General features: G+C 61.9%; 17 protein-coding genes. 2 read left to right on the plus strand and 15 right to left on the minus strand.

Annotated elements, in window-relative coordinates:
- The first annotated feature begins 170 nt into the window (after window positions 1–170).
- Entirely contained in the window at window positions 171–1247 is a 1077-nt protein-coding gene (locus JOH52_RS02555) for an ISAs1-like element ISRm21 family transposase (RefSeq protein ID WP_010969728.1), read from the plus strand.
- A gap of 476 nt (window positions 1248–1723) precedes the next feature.
- Here the strand turns inward: JOH52_RS02555 and folD are convergent, their stop codons facing one another.
- Window positions 1724–2623 carry a bifunctional methylenetetrahydrofolate dehydrogenase/methenyltetrahydrofolate cyclohydrolase FolD gene (folD, locus tag JOH52_RS02560; RefSeq protein WP_014529027.1) on the minus strand — a complete coding sequence of 300 codons (900 nt, stop codon included), beginning with the start codon at window positions 2621–2623 and terminating at the stop codon, window positions 1724–1726.
- A 319-nt stretch (window positions 2624–2942) separates the two neighbouring features.
- On the opposite strand from folD, the gene JOH52_RS02565 reads away from it, so the two are divergent.
- Window positions 2943–3932 (plus strand): glycosyltransferase family 2 protein, encoded by a 990-nt coding sequence (locus JOH52_RS02565; RefSeq protein ID WP_107010438.1) that lies wholly within the window; start codon window positions 2943–2945, stop codon window positions 3930–3932.
- Window positions 3933–3966: 34 nt separating this feature from the next.
- Here JOH52_RS02565 and JOH52_RS02570 read toward each other — a convergent pair whose 3' ends face one another.
- The 14 genes from JOH52_RS02570 to rem all read right to left on the minus strand — a co-directional run bounded on the left by JOH52_RS02570 (window position 3967) and on the right by rem (window position 15083).
- Entirely contained in the window at window positions 3967–4533 is a 567-nt protein-coding gene (locus tag JOH52_RS02570; protein WP_017266695.1) for a hypothetical protein, read from the minus strand.
- Window positions 4533–4901 (minus strand): hypothetical protein, encoded by a 369-nt coding sequence (locus JOH52_RS02575; protein ID WP_003529850.1) that lies wholly within the window; start codon window positions 4899–4901, stop codon window positions 4533–4535. Before JOH52_RS02575 ends, JOH52_RS02570 begins: the two co-directional genes overlap by 1 nt.
- Before the next feature lie 125 nt (window positions 4902–5026).
- Entirely contained in the window at window positions 5027–5581 is a 555-nt protein-coding gene (locus JOH52_RS02580; RefSeq protein ID WP_014529025.1) for a rod-binding protein, read from the minus strand.
- Between the two features lie 98 nt (window positions 5582–5679).
- Complete coding sequence (locus JOH52_RS02585) at window positions 5680–6093, minus strand: hypothetical protein (RefSeq protein ID WP_003529852.1); 414 nt, start codon at window positions 6091–6093, stop codon at window positions 5680–5682.
- Window positions 6094–6097: 4 nt separating this feature from the next.
- The gene (fliR, locus tag JOH52_RS02590; RefSeq protein ID WP_014529024.1) at window positions 6098–6850 is read right to left on the minus strand and encodes a flagellar biosynthetic protein FliR; all 753 of its coding nucleotides are present in this window, start codon (window positions 6848–6850) and stop codon (window positions 6098–6100) included.
- Window positions 6847–8934: a flagellar biosynthesis protein FlhA gene (flhA, locus tag JOH52_RS02595; protein WP_003529855.1), complete on the minus strand. Its 2088-nt coding sequence runs from the start codon at window positions 8932–8934 to the stop codon at window positions 6847–6849. Before flhA ends, fliR begins: the two co-directional genes overlap by 4 nt.
- A gap of 124 nt (window positions 8935–9058) precedes the next feature.
- Window positions 9059–9325: a flagellar biosynthetic protein FliQ gene (locus tag JOH52_RS02600; protein ID WP_014529023.1), complete on the minus strand. Its 267-nt coding sequence runs from the start codon at window positions 9323–9325 to the stop codon at window positions 9059–9061.
- Between the two features lie 6 nt (window positions 9326–9331).
- Window positions 9332–9748: a flagellar hook assembly protein FlgD gene (gene flgD / locus JOH52_RS02605; RefSeq protein WP_003529859.1), complete on the minus strand. Its 417-nt coding sequence runs from the start codon at window positions 9746–9748 to the stop codon at window positions 9332–9334.
- Window positions 9739–10188: a flagellar biosynthesis repressor FlbT gene (gene flbT, locus JOH52_RS02610; protein WP_003529861.1), complete on the minus strand. Its 450-nt coding sequence runs from the start codon at window positions 10186–10188 to the stop codon at window positions 9739–9741. The genes flgD and flbT overlap by 10 nt, the downstream gene beginning before the upstream one ends.
- A complete protein-coding gene (gene flaF, locus JOH52_RS02615) occupies window positions 10185–10532 on the minus strand; it encodes a flagellar biosynthesis regulator FlaF (protein ID WP_003529863.1) in 348 nt (115 codons plus the stop codon). Before flaF ends, flbT begins: the two co-directional genes overlap by 4 nt.
- Window positions 10533–10569: 37 nt before the next feature.
- Window positions 10570–11607 (minus strand): flagellar hook-associated family protein, encoded by a 1038-nt coding sequence (locus tag JOH52_RS02620; protein WP_014529022.1) that lies wholly within the window; start codon window positions 11605–11607, stop codon window positions 10570–10572.
- A 2-nt stretch (window positions 11608–11609) separates the two neighbouring features.
- The gene (gene flgK / locus JOH52_RS02625; RefSeq protein WP_014529021.1) at window positions 11610–13028 is read right to left on the minus strand and encodes a flagellar hook-associated protein FlgK; all 1419 of its coding nucleotides are present in this window, start codon (window positions 13026–13028) and stop codon (window positions 11610–11612) included.
- Window positions 13029–13112: 84 nt separating this feature from the next.
- Window positions 13113–14321 (minus strand): flagellar hook protein FlgE, encoded by a 1209-nt coding sequence (locus tag JOH52_RS02630; RefSeq protein WP_014529020.1) that lies wholly within the window; start codon window positions 14319–14321, stop codon window positions 13113–13115.
- A 90-nt stretch (window positions 14322–14411) separates the two neighbouring features.
- Window positions 14412–15083, minus strand: a complete 672-nt coding sequence (gene rem, locus JOH52_RS02635; protein WP_003529872.1) for a transcriptional activator Rem — start codon at window positions 15081–15083, stop codon at window positions 14412–14414.
- Window positions 15084–15242: the final 159 nt, after the last annotated feature.

A 15242-nucleotide genomic window follows, 5' to 3' on the forward strand; every position in this document is an offset into this window, starting at 1 on the left:
CATCTCGCCTTTCCGGACCGTTCCAGCAGAGTGGACGGCCGAAAAGCATGTAGCGGGCGCAGCAACGAAGCCCCTCCCCCTTGTGGCAGGGGAATCGCATTTAGCAAATAAGCGGTTGTTTTGTTGCGGCAAATCGATTCTTGGAGTTCTCCGCTGACTTGGAGGTCTCGATGAGTAGATTTGCCGCTTGCTTTGAAGATTTGCCCGATCCGCGCGGTCGCAATGCGCGCCATCCGTTGACGTCGATCCTGTTCATTGCCGTTGCGGCGATTGTCTGCGGTGCGGAAAGCTGTACCGATATGGCCGATTTCGGCGTTGCCAAGAAGAAATGGCTGAAGACAATCGTGCCGCTGCCCTATGGCATTCCCAGCCATGACACCTTCTCCACCGTCTTCCGCCATCTCGATCCGGATGCCTTTGACGCGGCCTTTCGCCGTCTCACGGCGAGCTTTGCGCAGGGTCTCGAAGGGGTGGTAGCGATCGATGGCAAGGCGGTGCGCGGTGCCTACCGGCGCGCCGCCAAGGCCACGCCACTCCACTTCGTCAATGTCTGGGCTGCCGGTCCCGGTCTGGTCATCGGCCAAAAGCTCGCGCCGGGCCGCAATGAGGTGCAAGGGGCTCTCGATGCGCTCGCGCTGCTGGCACTGGAGGGCTCTATCGTCACCGCCGATGCCCTGCATTGCCGGCCCGACACCGCCCGCGCCATCCTCGCTGCCGGCGGCGATTATGCTCTGGCACTGAAGGCCAACCAGCCCGGCCTCTTGGCCCAGGCGCTCGCCCGCATCGAGGACGCCGACCACGTCGAGAGCATCCAGATTGCAGCCGAGACTGCCCATGACCGCACCGAGACACGCCGCGCCAGCGTTGTGGCTGTCGACGATATCAACTTTCCGGGCCTGCAGGCCATCGGCTGCGTCGAGACCACAAGCCGTCATACCAACGGCCATTTGACCAGCCATGTCCGCTACTTCCTGCTCTCCACCACCATGTCGCCGAGCGCGCTGATCGAGGTTGTAAGAACCCATTGGCAAATCGAAAACAAACTGCATTGGGTTCTGGATGTCCACTTCCGCGAGGACGCCGCCAGAAACCGCAAGGACAACGGCCCTCAGAACATTGCCTTCTTGCGCAAGATCGCTCTCAACCTCTTGCGATCTCACCCCGACAAGGCCTCCATCCGCCGGAAAATCAAAAAGGCGGGCTGGGATGACCAATTCCTCACTTCTCTTATCGCTCATATGCGATAGCCCTGCCCCTTGTGGGGAGCTACGGCATGCACATATCTCTTGTTGTCCAGCCCTTCGCGGACTTACTCCGGAGTGGCGGCATCTGTATTTCCAGCAGTGGCGAGGCTTGCGGATGGGTCCTTGGGATCAAACCCGTATGCGCTAACATTGGCATTAGCGGTCACCCGCCCCTCATCCGCCTGCCGGCACCTTCTCCCCGCAGGCGGGGAGAAGGGACAAGCGGCGCCGACTGAACCCCGCATTCACCGCCCGCCCGAGGGAGCGAGCGGGGCGCGGCATATCCCTTCTCCCCGCCTGCGGGGAGAAGGTGGCGGCAGCCGGTTGAGGGGCAAGCCCGACCGAGCGGGGTTGAGCCGGTTGGGTTCACGAGGGATCTCCTTCATGAGCAGTATCCGCCGCACCGGCGCGCAAGAGATATGTGCATGCCGTAGTTGTGGGGAGGGGTTGGGGAGGGCTGTCTTAGACCCAAGCGGCAGTCAGAACTTCGGAGGCTTGCGGCCGGCCATGCGGCAGGCGGCGATGATCGTGTTCGCCATCAGCATGGCGATCGTCATCGGCCCGACGCCCCCCGGTACCGGCGTGATCACGCCTGCAACCTTCGCACACTCGTCGAAGGCGACATCGCCGACGAGCTTCGTCCTGCCCTCGCCGCGTTCGGGCGCCGGGACGCGGTTGATGCCGACGTCGACCACCATGGCACCTGGCTTCACCCAGTCCGCCTTGACCATCTCGGGGCGCCCGACCGCAGCCACCAGGATGTCCGCGTTGCGGCAAACGGCCGCCAGATCCTTGGTGCGCGAATGCGCCGTCGTGACCGTCGCATTGGCCGCGAGAAGCAGGGCGGACATCGGCTTGCCGAAGAGGTTGGAGCGGCCGATGACGACGGCGTTGAGCCCGGAAAGATCATCGCCGTAAGTCCGGCGCACGAAAACCATGGCGCCGGCCGGCGTGCAGGAGACGAGCCCGCCTTCGAGGTCGCCGGTCGCGAGCTTGCCGGCATTGACGACATGCAGTCCGTCGACGTCCTTTTCCGGAAGGATCGACTGGATGATCGGTTCCGAGCGGAGGTGTTTCGGCAAAGGCAGCTGCACAAGAATGCCGTGGATGGACGGATCCGCATTGAGCTCGGCGACCAGCGCCGCGAGTTCCTCCTGCGAGGTCTCCTCCGGCAGCGTGTGCTGGACCGACAGGAAGCCGCATTCCTTCGCCATCCTGCTCTTCGCCGACACGTAAGTGTGGCTTGCGGGATCGTCCCCGACGATGACGACCGCGAGACCCGCGCGCACGCCCGTCTCGCTTTCCAGCGCGCCGGTGGCGGATTTCACGATTTCGATGACCGAAGCAGCAACGTCCTTGCCATCAATCACAGTCGTCACGGCGTATCTCCCGATTAGTCCCGAACGCGGCACACTCTAGATCAAGCCGCATCCGGCGATTGCCTGCATGCGCCCTATGCTGTTCCAAACGCATAATTGCAAGTGCCCGGCGCGCATGGAAGCGCCATCCGCAGTGCGACGCGGCAATTTCGTTGTACCGATGAGAGATCGCCTTGCTCCCTGGGACGCATCGACGATTCCGGCTTTTGCATTGCCGAGACCGGGCGTAAAATCCTCATTCGAAAGGCTGTTTTGGATTCAACCTCTGTTTAGGAAGATTTGCTGTACTCATTGCATCGAATCGGCGCGGGCTTTGACGATGACGTCGGACGGCCAGGACAGTTTCATCCATTTTCAGACGAAGCTGGAAGATGCGTCGGATATCGAGCTCGTCGTCATCGTGCCGACGTTCCGGCGTCCGGATCATCTTGTCAAGACGCTGAGGACCATCGTCTCGCAACGGCCCGATGTCCCCCTCGCGACCATTGTCGTCGAAAACGACGCGGACGGGCTGGCCGGCGCGCAGGCGGCCAAAGACTTCTTCAGCGGCCATTCCTTCGATTCCTCCGTCGTCGTCGCACGCCGCCACGGATATGCCCATGCCTGCAATGCCGGATTGACAGCCGCTCTCGAACTCTTTCCGAGAATCGGCCTCGTCGCCGTCATCTATGATGACGAGATAGCCGCTCCCGAATGGCTCGATTGTCTGATGGCGGTGCAGGAAGCCCATGACGCGGACATCGTCGGCGGTCCGCAGCTTCCCGTCTTGGGGCATCCTCAGGAACAGAAGTGGAAGCGCCACCCCGTCTTCGCACCTCCCTACCATGGGAGCGGGTCCGTACCCGTCCTTTACTCCGCAGGCAACGTCCTGATCACGCGACGGGTGCTCGACGGCATGCCGCGGCCGTTCCTGGATCCGGTGCTCAATATCGTCGGCATAGGCGACGCGGATTTCTTCGACCGGTGCAGGGCGAAAGGCTTCTCCTTCGCCTGGGCTGCGGATGCCTGGGTCGCGGAATCGGTTCCGGCTCATCACACGACGGCTTCGTGGACACGTGCCCGCAGCCTCGAGAAAGGTGCGATTTCGACGCTGATGGAGCACCAGCGCGACGCGACCTTCTCCGGACGACTGAAAACCCTCTGCAAGTCTCTATGGCTGCTGGCCTCATCGCTGCCGGTCGGAATCCGGCTCTGGACGGAGACCGGCCTTGCCGCGGCCAGCCTCCATCCTCTCCACGTCGCGATCGGCCGGCTGACCGCCAGGATAGACGCGGACGATACGCGGGACGGCAATCGCGACAGGGACTGACGCTGTCGCCGGCAAGACGCGCTGCACTGTTTCGTCAGTGCGTGCTCGTCGCCTGCGCCGCGCTCTCCGGTAGCCGGTCAGAGGCCCCCTGGCCGTTCCTGTCGAGGATCGGCACAGGCTTCTGATAAGGGCGGTTCTGGCTGTTGGCGACGCGTTCCACGTCCTCTTTGGTCAGATACTCGAGCTGCTCGACCAGAACTTCGGAAATGACCTCGCTTCCGAGCTTTCTGTTGAGGCCATCCTTGACCGCAACCTTGAAGGCAGCCAGATCGAACGTAGCGGTATCGGCGACATCGATGAACCTCGAGCCCACGAGCATGTCGTAGAGCTCGTCGGTGACGAGCTGGCGCAGAGGCGCGTGCAGCTTGGCGATACCTTCCCGCGATGCCGAGAAGGAGAGCTTCGCAAGGAAATAGCCCTGCACCGCGCCGTCCTTTATGGACGGGATCGTTATCATCTCACCGGGGACATATTCCTGCGACGCGCGCCGGTCCGCCTCCGCATCCGAAACCACCGGCGCCGAGGCATGCTGCATCGAAAAATAAACCGACCCGAGCGTGAAGGCGCAGACCCAGACTCCGGTGAGGACGAGCTTCAACATCAGAAATCGCTGTAGCGGAATTGCGCTTCGGTATAGATGCCGTCCGCATCCGCATCCTGGGCGGCGGTCTTGAGGAGATCGACGACGGAGCGGACCGCTTCCAGGTGCGCCGCCACCTTCTGCGCGTTGACCTGCAGCTTGCTCCTGAGATGGCGCGTCTGCGCCGCGAAGGCCGGCGAGATCTCACCGGGCCCGGCGTCGCGATGAAGCATGGTCAACTCGTAGAGGCACCGGCTCTTGTGGGCATTCGACGTCTTGAGGTCGAATTCGGGGTCCGCACCGATACGGCTGTTCTCGTTGTCGATGATCATCTCCAGTCGGCCGAGAACGTTTTGGATCCGCAGGTCGTTGGATGCCACAGCTTCCATAATCAACTCCCATATGCACTATCGCAGGGCGCGGGCGGAACGATGCCCAGGCATTCTTTCGCCCGCTTGTTTCGATTGGTATGAATGTACTTCGCCAAGCCGCTTCGCGGTCAGAGCGACATGCATCAGGCCTGCTTCTTCTTTTCGTCGTTGGGCAGGAAGGACGAGAGCGCCTTGCGCTCATATTCCTGGACCATGCCGGCGGCGAGGTTCCGGCTGTCGCCGTCGAGCGAGGCGTTCACCCGGTCGGTCGCATCGTCGCCTACCATCTGATCGGCGATGCCGATCCCGCCGCCCTTGGCGAGCACGTCGCCGATCTGCTCGGCCATCATGCTCTTCCAGATGTCGCCGGAGGTGCCCTTGCCGAAGACGTTCTCGCTTTCGCTCGGAAGCATGGATTTCACGAAATTCTGCAGGACCATCGCCTCGAATTTCCGATAGGTCTCCGGGATCTTCTTCGCTTCGGCCCGATTGCTGATGTCTCCGAGTCCGCTCGATCCCTCGGCGGAATTGAGCACCGAAGAAACGTGCGCCGCGAAGCCATCGCCGTTTTCCGCGAGGCTGGTCGCCTGAAAAGCGGCGCGATTGGCCTTGAGCCGCGCCTGGGCCTCCTGGACCTCAGCCGGATCGGCCGCGCGGACGACGTCCATCACCAGATCGCTGGGCGGAGAAATAGCCATGTCAGATCCTCTCAAAGCCGAAGCCGGCACCTCGTTTGCCGGGCAAGGCGATGTTCGTGAAGCGGAAAGCCACCCTTGCTGGCTCCCCGGTTGAGGCACTATCGCCCGTCAACCTTACCGGAAGCTGGCGCGCCGCCCGAGACGTGCTGGTCGATCAGGTCGAGGATCGAATTGTCGGCGGCTTCGCGGTCCTCCGACAGCCTGGCGTCCTTCATGTGTTCCTCGAGCCGGTCGCCCTTGGCGCGTTCCTTCATCATGCGGGCTTCATGCACCTGCTGGATTCCGAGCAGCATCTGGTCCTTCTGCACGAGGCGCCCGAGTTGGGAGGCATAGTGACCTGAAAACACGCGATGCATCGGATGGGCCGACCCCATGGCGTCGACCACGACGTCGATCGTTCCGGCAAGTTCGGTCCGTTGGCGGGCGGTCTCGGCCACTTCGCTTTCGGCCATCCGCTCCAGGTGCCGCTGGACGGCGACCAGGCGTTTCAGCTTTTCCGACCGCGCCTTCATCGAGCTAGCCGCCCTGCATGACGGGCGCGAAGCCGTCGGCGAAGAGACGCAGCATCGCGGCGATGCCGAGATAGAGAAGGAACAGGCCCCCCATGATGAGGTAGGGCTGGGAAATGAAGTAGACCGGTATCTGCGGCGCCAGCTTGTTGACCATGCCGATCGCCACGTTGAACAGCAGGCCGTAGATCACGAAGGGGCTGGCGAGCCGGAGCATGATCATGAAGGTCTGACCGAGCGAATTGGTGAGCGTGATCAGCGTGCCCTGCGGGTCGAAGCCGGCGCCGATCGGCATCACCCGGTAGGACTGCGCGATCGCCTCGAAAATCACGTGGTGGAAATCCAGCATGAAGAGAATCATCAGCCCGGCAAAACCGATCATGCTGGTGAGCTGGTTTTCCGCCGTATCCTCCAGCACGTCCGCCGCCGGCGGCGAGCCGAACCCCATCAGCATGGTGATCGCGGTGCCGGCGAACTGCAGCCCGAGCACGTAGTAGCGCGCGACGAGCCCGATCACGGCGCCAATGGCGGTCTCGGTCGCGACGAGGTAGAGATAGTCGTGACCCTTGCCCGTCACCTGCGGATAGATGTCCGTCCACATGATCGGCAGGATGGCCATGGAGAGCGCCACCGCGATGAACAGCCGTATCTGCATGGGGACGCGCGCGGTCGAGAATCCCGGCATGATCATGACGCAGCCCCCGATCCGGCAGAAGGCCGCAAACAGCGCCAGAACCGTGCCCTCGGGGTCGGTGATCATGAAATCGAGCCGATGATCTTGATCTCGAGTCCCTTTGCGAGCTCGACATGCGAGAGCACGGGCAATGTGGCGAAGAGGCGTTCGATGATCATGCGCACATAAGACCGGGATTCGGGCGAACTTACCAGTACGAAGGGCATGCCGCGGTCGAGATGTTCACGGATTACCTTCGTCGCCTGCTCGCTGAATTCCTCGAGATGGCGCGGATCGATATCGAACTCGACGATCTCACCCTTGGCGTCGCGCTTGAGCGCCTGGTGGAAGACCATGTCCCATTTGTTCCCAAGCCTCAGCACGCGCAGCACGCCATTGTCGGCGAGATCGCCGCAGAGCTGCTGCGACATCCGCACCCGCACATGTTCGACGATCTGCTCGGTCTTGCGCACATGCGGGGCGAGCTCCGCCACGGCTTCGAGGATCAGATGAAGATTGCGGATCGAGACGCGTTCGGCGAGCAGCAGTTTCAGCACCGCCTGCAGGCCGGAATAGGACATGTGCGAGGTACAGATCTCGTCCGCGAGCTTGCGGTATTCCGGGTCGAGCCGTTCGATCAGCACCTTCACGTCCTTGTAGGAGAGAAGCTGCGGAAGATTGTTGCGGATCACTTCGCTCAAATGCGTCAGCACCACCGATACGTTGTCGATCGGGTGGAAGCCTTCGCGCTTCAGGTCTTCCGTGAACGTCTCGAGGATCGACACCGCCGGCATGCCGAATGCCGGTTCCCGGATGTCGTCGCCAGGCACGCTCGGCCGCCGCCCGCCGCCGGTAACCACCAGCACTTCGCCCACGCGGACCGTGTTGGAGGCGATCGTGGTGCCGTGGATGCGGACATGATAGGCCTTGTCGGGGATGGTGATGTCGTCGGAGACCTTGATCTCCGGAACGACGAGGCCGTATTGCAGGGCGAACTTCCGGCGCATCTTGCCGACGCGGAAGGCAAGCTCCTGATGGGCGCCCAGCAGCCTGGTGGAGACCTGCTTGCCGAGCAGCAGCTCGATCTCCGCGGTCTTCAGCACCGATTTGACCGAATCCTTGTCGCTTTCCTTGCTCTGCTGCGCCTTCGCCGCCTCCTCGTCCCGCTTTGCCGCCTTCTCGGCCTCGATCTGCTTCGGAATGAACCAGCTGAGGAAGGCCATGCCGCCGCCAAGCGCCGCAAAGGGGAGGAAAGGCAGGCCGGGCGTGACGGAGAGCAGGACGATCAGGCCGGAGGCAACCATCAGCGCCCTGGGATAACCGCTGAGCTGGCCGACGACCGCCTGGTCGGTGGAACCGGCGGTGCCGCCGCGCGAGACGAGCAGGCCCGCGGCGAGCGACACGATCAGCGCCGGGATCTGGGAGACGAGACCGTCGCCGACGGAAAGCTTGACGAAGACATCGGCCGCCTCGCCGATCTCCATGTCATGCCGCAGATAGCCGATGATGATGCCGCCGAAGACGTTGATGGCGGTGATGATCAGGCCGGCGATCGCATCGCCGCGCACGAATTTGGACGCACCGTCCATGGCGCCGAAGAAGGAGCTCTCCTCCTCCAGTTCGCGGCGGCGGCGCTGCGCTTCCTTCTCGTCGATCAGGCCGGCCGAGAGGTCGGCATCGATCGACATCTGCTTGCCGGGGATCGCATCGAGGGTGAAGCGGGCGCCGACTTCGGCGATACGCGTGGCACCCTTGGTGATGACGATGAAGTTCACCGTGATCAGGATCAGGAAGACGATGAGACCGATCACGAAATCCCCGGACATGACGAGGCTGGCGAAACCGGAGATGACCCCGCCTGCGGCGCCATGGCCCTCATGCCCATGGGAAAGGATGACGCGCGTGGTGGCGATGTTCAGCGCCAGACGGATCATGGTCGAGATCAGCAGAATCGTCGGGAAGGACGAGAAATCGAGCGGCCGCTGGATCCAGAGCGCGACCATCAGGATCAGCACCGAGAATGAAATGGAAAAGGCGAGCCCGAGATCGATCAGGAAGGGGGGAATGGGCAGGAACAGGATCGACAGGATCATCACGATCCCGAGCGCAAAGCCGACGTCCCGGCTCTTGGGTGCAAGTTTCGGGATGGTCAGCGTCGCCTGTTGTGCCATGTCTCTTCCGTCTCTTCATGAGAGGCGGGCAGCGATCATAAGATCTGCCCAAGGGTATGGCAGAGTCCTAGAGGGCCAAGCTTGCGCGAAGGTGGTATGGGGTAGGCGGCGTTGTCGCCGATCTCTAAAACCCGCTTTGTATCCGCGAGAACACGATATCGGTGAAGATCGAAATCTGCGCGCCGACGAAGGGCGCGGAAACGGCGGCGGTGATCATCACCGCGAGAATCTTCGGCACGAATGTCAGCGTCATCTCCTGGACCTGGGTCAGGGCCTGGATGAAAGCGATGCCGACGCCGACCACCATTGCGGCGAGAACGGCAGGGCCCGAGGCCACGATCACTGTCCAGATCGCCGCCTGTACGATGTCGAGGGCATCTGCCTCATTCATGGGAACTCACTTCATTATGACGCCCGGACCGATGACGAGCTCCTTGCCCGTATCGAGCACCGCGATGATTCCATCGGAGTATAGTTTCACCTCCTTGACGACGCCAGTGGTCTTGCCGTCGGCGCTGGTGACGGTCCTGCCGATCACCGCGTCCGCCTCGCTGAGCGCGGTGCGCTGCAGCAGGCTCTCGAGGTTCTTGTTGGTCTTGATCGTCTGCTCCACCTGCGAGAAGGTCGCAAGCTGCGCGATCTGCTGCGTCGCGTCCATCGGCTGCGTCGGATCCTGGTTCTTCATCTGCGCCACGAGCAGTTTGAGGAAGCTCTCGTAGTTGAGCGTCGCCGCGCTGGCGTCACCCGCCGAATCCGTGGCGGAAACCGTGGGCGTGTAGCTGTTGGACGTGTTGTTGACGCCGCTTACCGCCATGGCGCGATCTCCTTGCGTATCTGTTCCACCGTCGCAGGCGTCAGTTCCTGCGCGTTGAGTATCTGGTCCTCGATCGGATAAAGCCCCCGGATCGCCTTCAGCGCCTCGAAGGCCCGGCCCTGCGTGACCAGCCCGTCGATGCGCTTGAGTTCGGCCAGCACCTCGTCGTGCTTGAAGCAGTTGAGCAGCATCACGATCGACTTGCGGAACATCGCGGTCGACTGGTCCGCGCCTTCCGGATTGATCAGGATCATCTGGGCGATGAAATAAAGCTGCCGCAGCGGTGTCGTCGCATCTTCGGGCTGCAGGACGTGGTTTTCCAGGAGGAAGGTCACGTCGTTCAGGAATTCGATCGCGACCTTGCGGTCGACGCGCAGCACTGCGCCGTTTACAAAGATTCTTTCGCCCGATTTCAGCGAAATACGCAGTGTGCTCTTCATTTCAGTCCATCCCTGATGATGGTGGTTATGTCGATTATGCCCTGGAAGTTGGAAGATTCGCGTTTGCGGATCTTCTCCGTCTCGTTCAGAATCCAGATTCCGATCGAGATGAGGTTCGCGCGCAGCTCTTCGTTGAGCTGGTTGTCCGGCGCGCGCAGATCTTCGATGAACCGGATCCAGAGACGCCGGGTGAAGTAGACCGCTTCGATCGCTTCCCGGGTGTATCCGTCCTTTTCCTTCGCCGCCTGCAAGAGCGCGATGGAACGATCGAGAACCTGCTTCTCCCGATCCTTGGAAACGGCTACGCCTTCCTCCATGATCTCGGCGTATGCAAACTGATACATTCAGACATCCCTCATGCTTGTCCGCATCCTCTAGTCATTAGAGGAAGTCTATCAAACTCAACCGCTGGATCCGCGCCGTCAGTGTGTAGGAGGTCTCTACCTGCGTCAGCAGCGTGTTCATCCGTGTCGAAGCCTCGTAGGTGTCGACGCCTTCGAGATCGGTAATATGTGTGTTGATCAGCTTGATCTGGGCTTGAAGGGAGGTATTCGCCTTTTTCACGCGCGCTTCGGAAATACCGAGAGTGCTGCGCTCCGCCGTGATCTGCGTATTGGCCTGCTCGACATAGCCGAGCGCGGCCTCGCCGATATAGGCACGGACCTCGGAGCTGACATTTTCGTCCATCAGTTCCAGCGCGATCACGCTGGCGAGAGCGAATTTCCGGAAGCCTTCCGTCGTCGCATTGGTGGAGCTCTGCACCACTTCCGTCGTGCTGATGCGGCTCGTCATGTTCTGGCTCGAGGCCTTGGACCAATCCGCGGCCCACTCTGTATCGTAAAGCGGCTCGAGCGTATTGGTGATGAAGTCTTCCATTTGCGCCTTCGTGAAATCGCTCATGGAGGCAATGCCGTTCGCCGACATGAAGGTCGCGAGCGCGGTGTCGAAGGTCGACTTCGCCGCAGCATTATAGTCCTCGAGGGGTCTCACATCGGTGTTGATGCCGGCAAAGAGAAATTCGCCGTTGAAGGACAGGTTCGCCGCCGAAGAGAAGGCCGACATGGCGCTCTGTATTTCGGTCTTCTGGATCGCGAGCTGATCGGCGGCATCATTGCCCTTGAAGGTGACGAGGGTGTTGCGCACCTGCTGCGCCGCCTCGGCCATCGCGGAGAGAGCGGATTGCGAGGCGGCAAGCCGCTGGGTGACGACGGAATTGGTATCGACGAGCGTACCGAGCCGCGCGAGCTCGCGCTGCAGGCTCACGGACCGCGCCGCCGAGGAACCGAGCGCCAGCCCGACATCGGCGTGGCGGCCGGTCGTCACCTCCGTCTGCAGCTTCAGAAGTTCAGCCTGCCCCTGCTGGATGGTCAGCCGCATGGCGTTCTGAACGGCCAGGTTCGAAACGAAGGACGTCTTCATGATTACCTCACGGCTTCGAGAAGCGACGCCATCATGGCGTCGACGGTACTGATCAACTTGGCCGAGGCCTTGTAGGACTGCTCCAGATCGAGAAGCAGCGACAGTTCCTCGTCGATGCTCACCCCGGTCACGCTGCCGAGCGCCTCCTGCGTGCGGGCCAGCAGCGCCGCCTTGTTGTCATCGGCCGTGGAGGCGCCGCTGCGTATCTGCTCGAACCAGCCGATGGAAGACGCGGCGAATTCCATGATCGAGCTCGTGGCGTCGAGCCCGGTCGCGCCGTCGAACGCCATGTCGCCGTCCATCGCAGTGACGAAACCGTCGAGCAGGACCGTATAACCGGCATTGCCGTCCGGGTTCGAAACGACGCCGTTGAAGCCGCCGTCGCGCAGGAGGAAGGGATTGGCCTTCGCCGCGGGATTGACCGAAAGGCTCGCGGCGAGCCCCGGCTGGACGGCGCCGGCGGCCGGTACGGTTCCGCCCGACCAGGTGAAGAGTCCCGGCAGGCCGCCTTCCTTGAACAGAGTGACGAGGCCGCGCGCCATCTCGTCGAGCTGCGACTGGAACGTCGGAGCGATGTCGTCGCGCAGCTGAAGCAGGCCCGCGAGCTTGCCCTGGGCACTGGTATCGGCGCCGCTGCCGGCAGCGAGCGGCACGCCGTCGATGAATATGCCGTTGCCGGTGACGGTAGCATCGTAAGCGCTCTTCGGCGCAAAGGTGACCTCTCTCGGAAGCGTCTCGAACAGAACGGTGCCGCCCGAGGTGTAGATGACGGTATCGTTGTTTGCCCGCGTGACGGTGGAGATACCGACAAGCTCCGATACCTGCTTCAGGATCTTGTCGCGATCGTCGAGCGCAGCGGTCGCGTCCGTTCCGGCAGCCGTCGCCTGTCTGACGGCATTGTTCGCCGTCTCGAACTGCGCGAGAAGGCGGTTCAGATTGGCGACCTCCTCGGCGATTTTCTTGTCCGAGTCGAGACGAAGGTCCTGAACGGCGGCCGATGTCTTGCTGATCGAGTTGGCAAGATCCGATGCATCCGACACCACCGTGGCGGCGATCGTCGTATTGCCGGGCGTCGACGCGAAAGTCTGCAGGCTGTTGCGGAAGGCCGAGAGATAGGTGGAGGGCGACGACTCGTAGTCGTTGCCGCCGAGCGCCGATTTCATGATCTCAAGCCCGGACAGGAGGCTGCTCTGCGCGGAGGACTGCGAGATGCCGATCAGGTTCTGCTTGAGGAGCGCCTCGTTCTGCGCCCGATAGATCGATACGACCTGGGCGCCGCCCGGGGTGGTCCCGAGCATCGCCATGCGGCGCGAGTAGTCCGCATTGCCGGAATTGGCAATGTTCTTCGAGACCGTGGCGGTTTGTTGCGCCGTGGTGCTGAACGCGGATTGCGCAATGGCGATTGCAGAAGACAGCGACATGCCGGGGACCGTTTTCTCAGAGCACTCCCGGGAAGAGCCCGTAATGGGCCTTACGTCCGGAAGTGCGTAGTTTCGAAGTTGGAATTACCGCTTCAGATTGACGAGAACTTCGAGCAGTTCCGAACCGGTCTGGAAGACCTTGGAGTTTGCCGTGTAGTTGCGCTGCGACTCGATCATCGCCGTCAGTTCCTCGGCGATATCGACATTCGAGCTTTCGAGCGCGCCGGAGAGGATTTCGCCGAAATCGCCCGAGCCGGCGAAGCCGGTGATGATGACGCCGGAGTCGACGCCCTGCGAATAGACGTTACCGGATTCCGGCTTCAGCTTGTCCGGGCTCTGGACATTGGCGAGCGCGATGCGATAGCGCGGATCGAGCTTGCCGTTCTCGTATTTGACATAGACGATGCCGTCGGAGTCGATCTGGTAACCGGCAACCTTGCTCGGCGCATTGCCGTCGATATTGCCGCCGTCGGCGTTGAAGGCGTAGCCGAGCTGCGTCGTCTTCGTCAGATCGATAGTGAGGGCCGAGAGGTTCGCGCCAGTGCCGGGAAGGGCCGTCATCGCCGATGTCGTCAATGTGGCAGGGGTCGCGGTAAGGGATCCGTCCGCGTTGAAATTCAGCGTCTGTGTACCGAGGACCGTTGACGACGTCCGGTCGACCACCTCGACGGACCACGCATTCGCGCCAGTTTTCTCGTAGTTGAAATCCAGAATGCGGGTATTGCCCTGGCTGTCATAGACGACGAGCGAAGTGGTGGAAACATCGCCCACGGCAGCACCCGAGGGCAGGTTCGCGCCCATGGAGCCCTTGGTCGAACCGGTCGCGATAAGCCCATCCGAAGCGAGATTGACCCTGGTCAGGCCATCGAAACCGTTGACGACGACCGTCGGGTCGACGCCGGCCTCGTATTCGTAGCCCATCAGAGTGAAGCCGGAGGCATTGACCAGATTGCCTTCGCTGTCCGGAACGAAGGAGCCGGCGCGGGTCAGATATTCCTGGCCGTTGGCGCCTTCGACGATGAAGAAGCCACCGCCGTCGATCGCCAGGTCGCTGGCCGAGGTGGTGAAGGTCGTCGCTCCCTGCTGCGAGATGCTGTACCGCACCTCCGTCTGCACGCCGCCGGAATTATAGGATCCGTTGCCCGACGGCAGGATCATCGATGAGAATTCCGTCGACGCGCGCTTGTAGCCGGTGGTGTTGGCGTTCGCGATGTTCTCGGCGACTGTGCTGAGCCGGTTGGACTGGGCGTTCATGCCGGACACGCCCGTTCTCATGGTACCGTAGAGACTCATATCGGATCCTCATTTCCTTGTTGCGGCGACACTAGGGACCGGGCCTTGCGTGAACCTGTCTTGAGCTATCCTCGCCCTGCCCTTCGGCGCTCAATTCCAGTCGATGCAGTAGCCAAGGAAACGCTTGGAATCGATCGGGTCGAAGCCGAGCTTCTTGCGCAGTTTCTTGCGCAGCTTGCTGATGTGGCTTTCGACGACATTCTCTTCGACGTCCTCGTCGAAGATGCCGTAGATCGCGTTGAATATCTGCGACTTGGACACCCGGCGCCCGCGGTTGGCGACGAGATATTCGAGGATACGTCGTTCGCGACGGGGAAGCGCGAAGACTTCGCCGTTGATCTCGGGATCGCGCCCGTCGGCAAAAACGCGGATGGGACCGATATCCGTGAAGTTGGCGATGGCCGTCAAACGCCGGCGGATCGCTGCGACGCGTGCGAGGATTTCCCTCGGATGCACCGGCTTGCGGACCACGTCGTCGACACCGCAGTCGAAGAGCGCAAGCGTGTTTTCCAGCGACGGCGTGTCGCTCATGGCGATGACCGGGGCACGGGAGCGATCCCGGATCGCGCGCGGCAGGGTCAAAGTGCTCTCCCCCTGCCCGATCAGGAAGGCTTCGACAGCGTCGATATCGGAATCGGCGGCGGAGCTTACCCACTCGCCGAACTCCCTCGGATCGAAGCCCGTCGAGGGAATGCCCTCGCGGCCGAACAGCGACGCATAGCCGTCCTTCACAAGAGCTCTATCATCAACCACCACGATCATTCGCCCGCCTCCGAATCAGTATGGATGCCACATTGATATAGAGGTACGAATCCCGGGAATCGGGAACAACTAGAGGAAGTTAATGGGGGATTTTAATAGTTGATTAAGAATTGCGTGCCGATTTGGCCTATATCTAGTGGGTGATCGTTAACCTTACCA

This window comes from Sinorhizobium meliloti (assembly GCF_017876815.1).
Classification (GTDB): domain Bacteria; phylum Pseudomonadota; class Alphaproteobacteria; order Rhizobiales; family Rhizobiaceae; genus Sinorhizobium; species Sinorhizobium meliloti.

Coding starts and splice junctions, on each gene's coding strand:
- JOH52_RS02555 (WP_010969728.1), top strand. CDS start 171: ATGAGTAGATTTGCCGCTTGCTTTGAAGATTTGCCCGATCCGCGCGGT.
- JOH52_RS02565 (WP_107010438.1), top strand. CDS start 2,943: ATGACGTCGGACGGCCAGGACAGTTTCATCCATTTTCAGACGAAGCTG.
- JOH52_RS02570 (WP_017266695.1), bottom strand. CDS start 4,533: ATGTTGAAGCTCGTCCTCACCGGAGTCTGGGTCTGCGCCTTCACGCTC.
- JOH52_RS02575 (WP_003529850.1), bottom strand. CDS start 4,901: ATGGAAGCTGTGGCATCCAACGACCTGCGGATCCAAAACGTTCTCGGC.
- JOH52_RS02580 (WP_014529025.1), bottom strand. CDS start 5,581: ATGGCTATTTCTCCGCCCAGCGATCTGGTGATGGACGTCGTCCGCGCG.
- JOH52_RS02585 (WP_003529852.1), bottom strand. CDS start 6,093: ATGAAGGCGCGGTCGGAAAAGCTGAAACGCCTGGTCGCCGTCCAGCGG.
- fliR (WP_014529024.1), bottom strand. CDS start 6,850: ATGATCACCGACCCCGAGGGCACGGTTCTGGCGCTGTTTGCGGCCTTC.
- flhA (WP_003529855.1), bottom strand. CDS start 8,934: ATGGCACAACAGGCGACGCTGACCATCCCGAAACTTGCACCCAAGAGC.
- JOH52_RS02600 (WP_014529023.1), bottom strand. CDS start 9,325: ATGAATGAGGCAGATGCCCTCGACATCGTACAGGCGGCGATCTGGACA.
- flgD (WP_003529859.1), bottom strand. CDS start 9,748: ATGGCGGTAAGCGGCGTCAACAACACGTCCAACAGCTACACGCCCACG.
- flbT (WP_003529861.1), bottom strand. CDS start 10,188: ATGAAGAGCACACTGCGTATTTCGCTGAAATCGGGCGAAAGAATCTTT.
- flaF (WP_003529863.1), bottom strand. CDS start 10,532: ATGTATCAGTTTGCATACGCCGAGATCATGGAGGAAGGCGTAGCCGTT.
- JOH52_RS02620 (WP_014529022.1), bottom strand. CDS start 11,607: ATGAAGACGTCCTTCGTTTCGAACCTGGCCGTTCAGAACGCCATGCGG.
- flgK (WP_014529021.1), bottom strand. CDS start 13,028: ATGTCGCTGTCTTCTGCAATCGCCATTGCGCAATCCGCGTTCAGCACC.
- JOH52_RS02630 (WP_014529020.1), bottom strand. CDS start 14,321: ATGAGTCTCTACGGTACCATGAGAACGGGCGTGTCCGGCATGAACGCC.
- rem (WP_003529872.1), bottom strand. CDS start 15,083: ATGATCGTGGTGGTTGATGATAGAGCTCTTGTGAAGGACGGCTATGCG.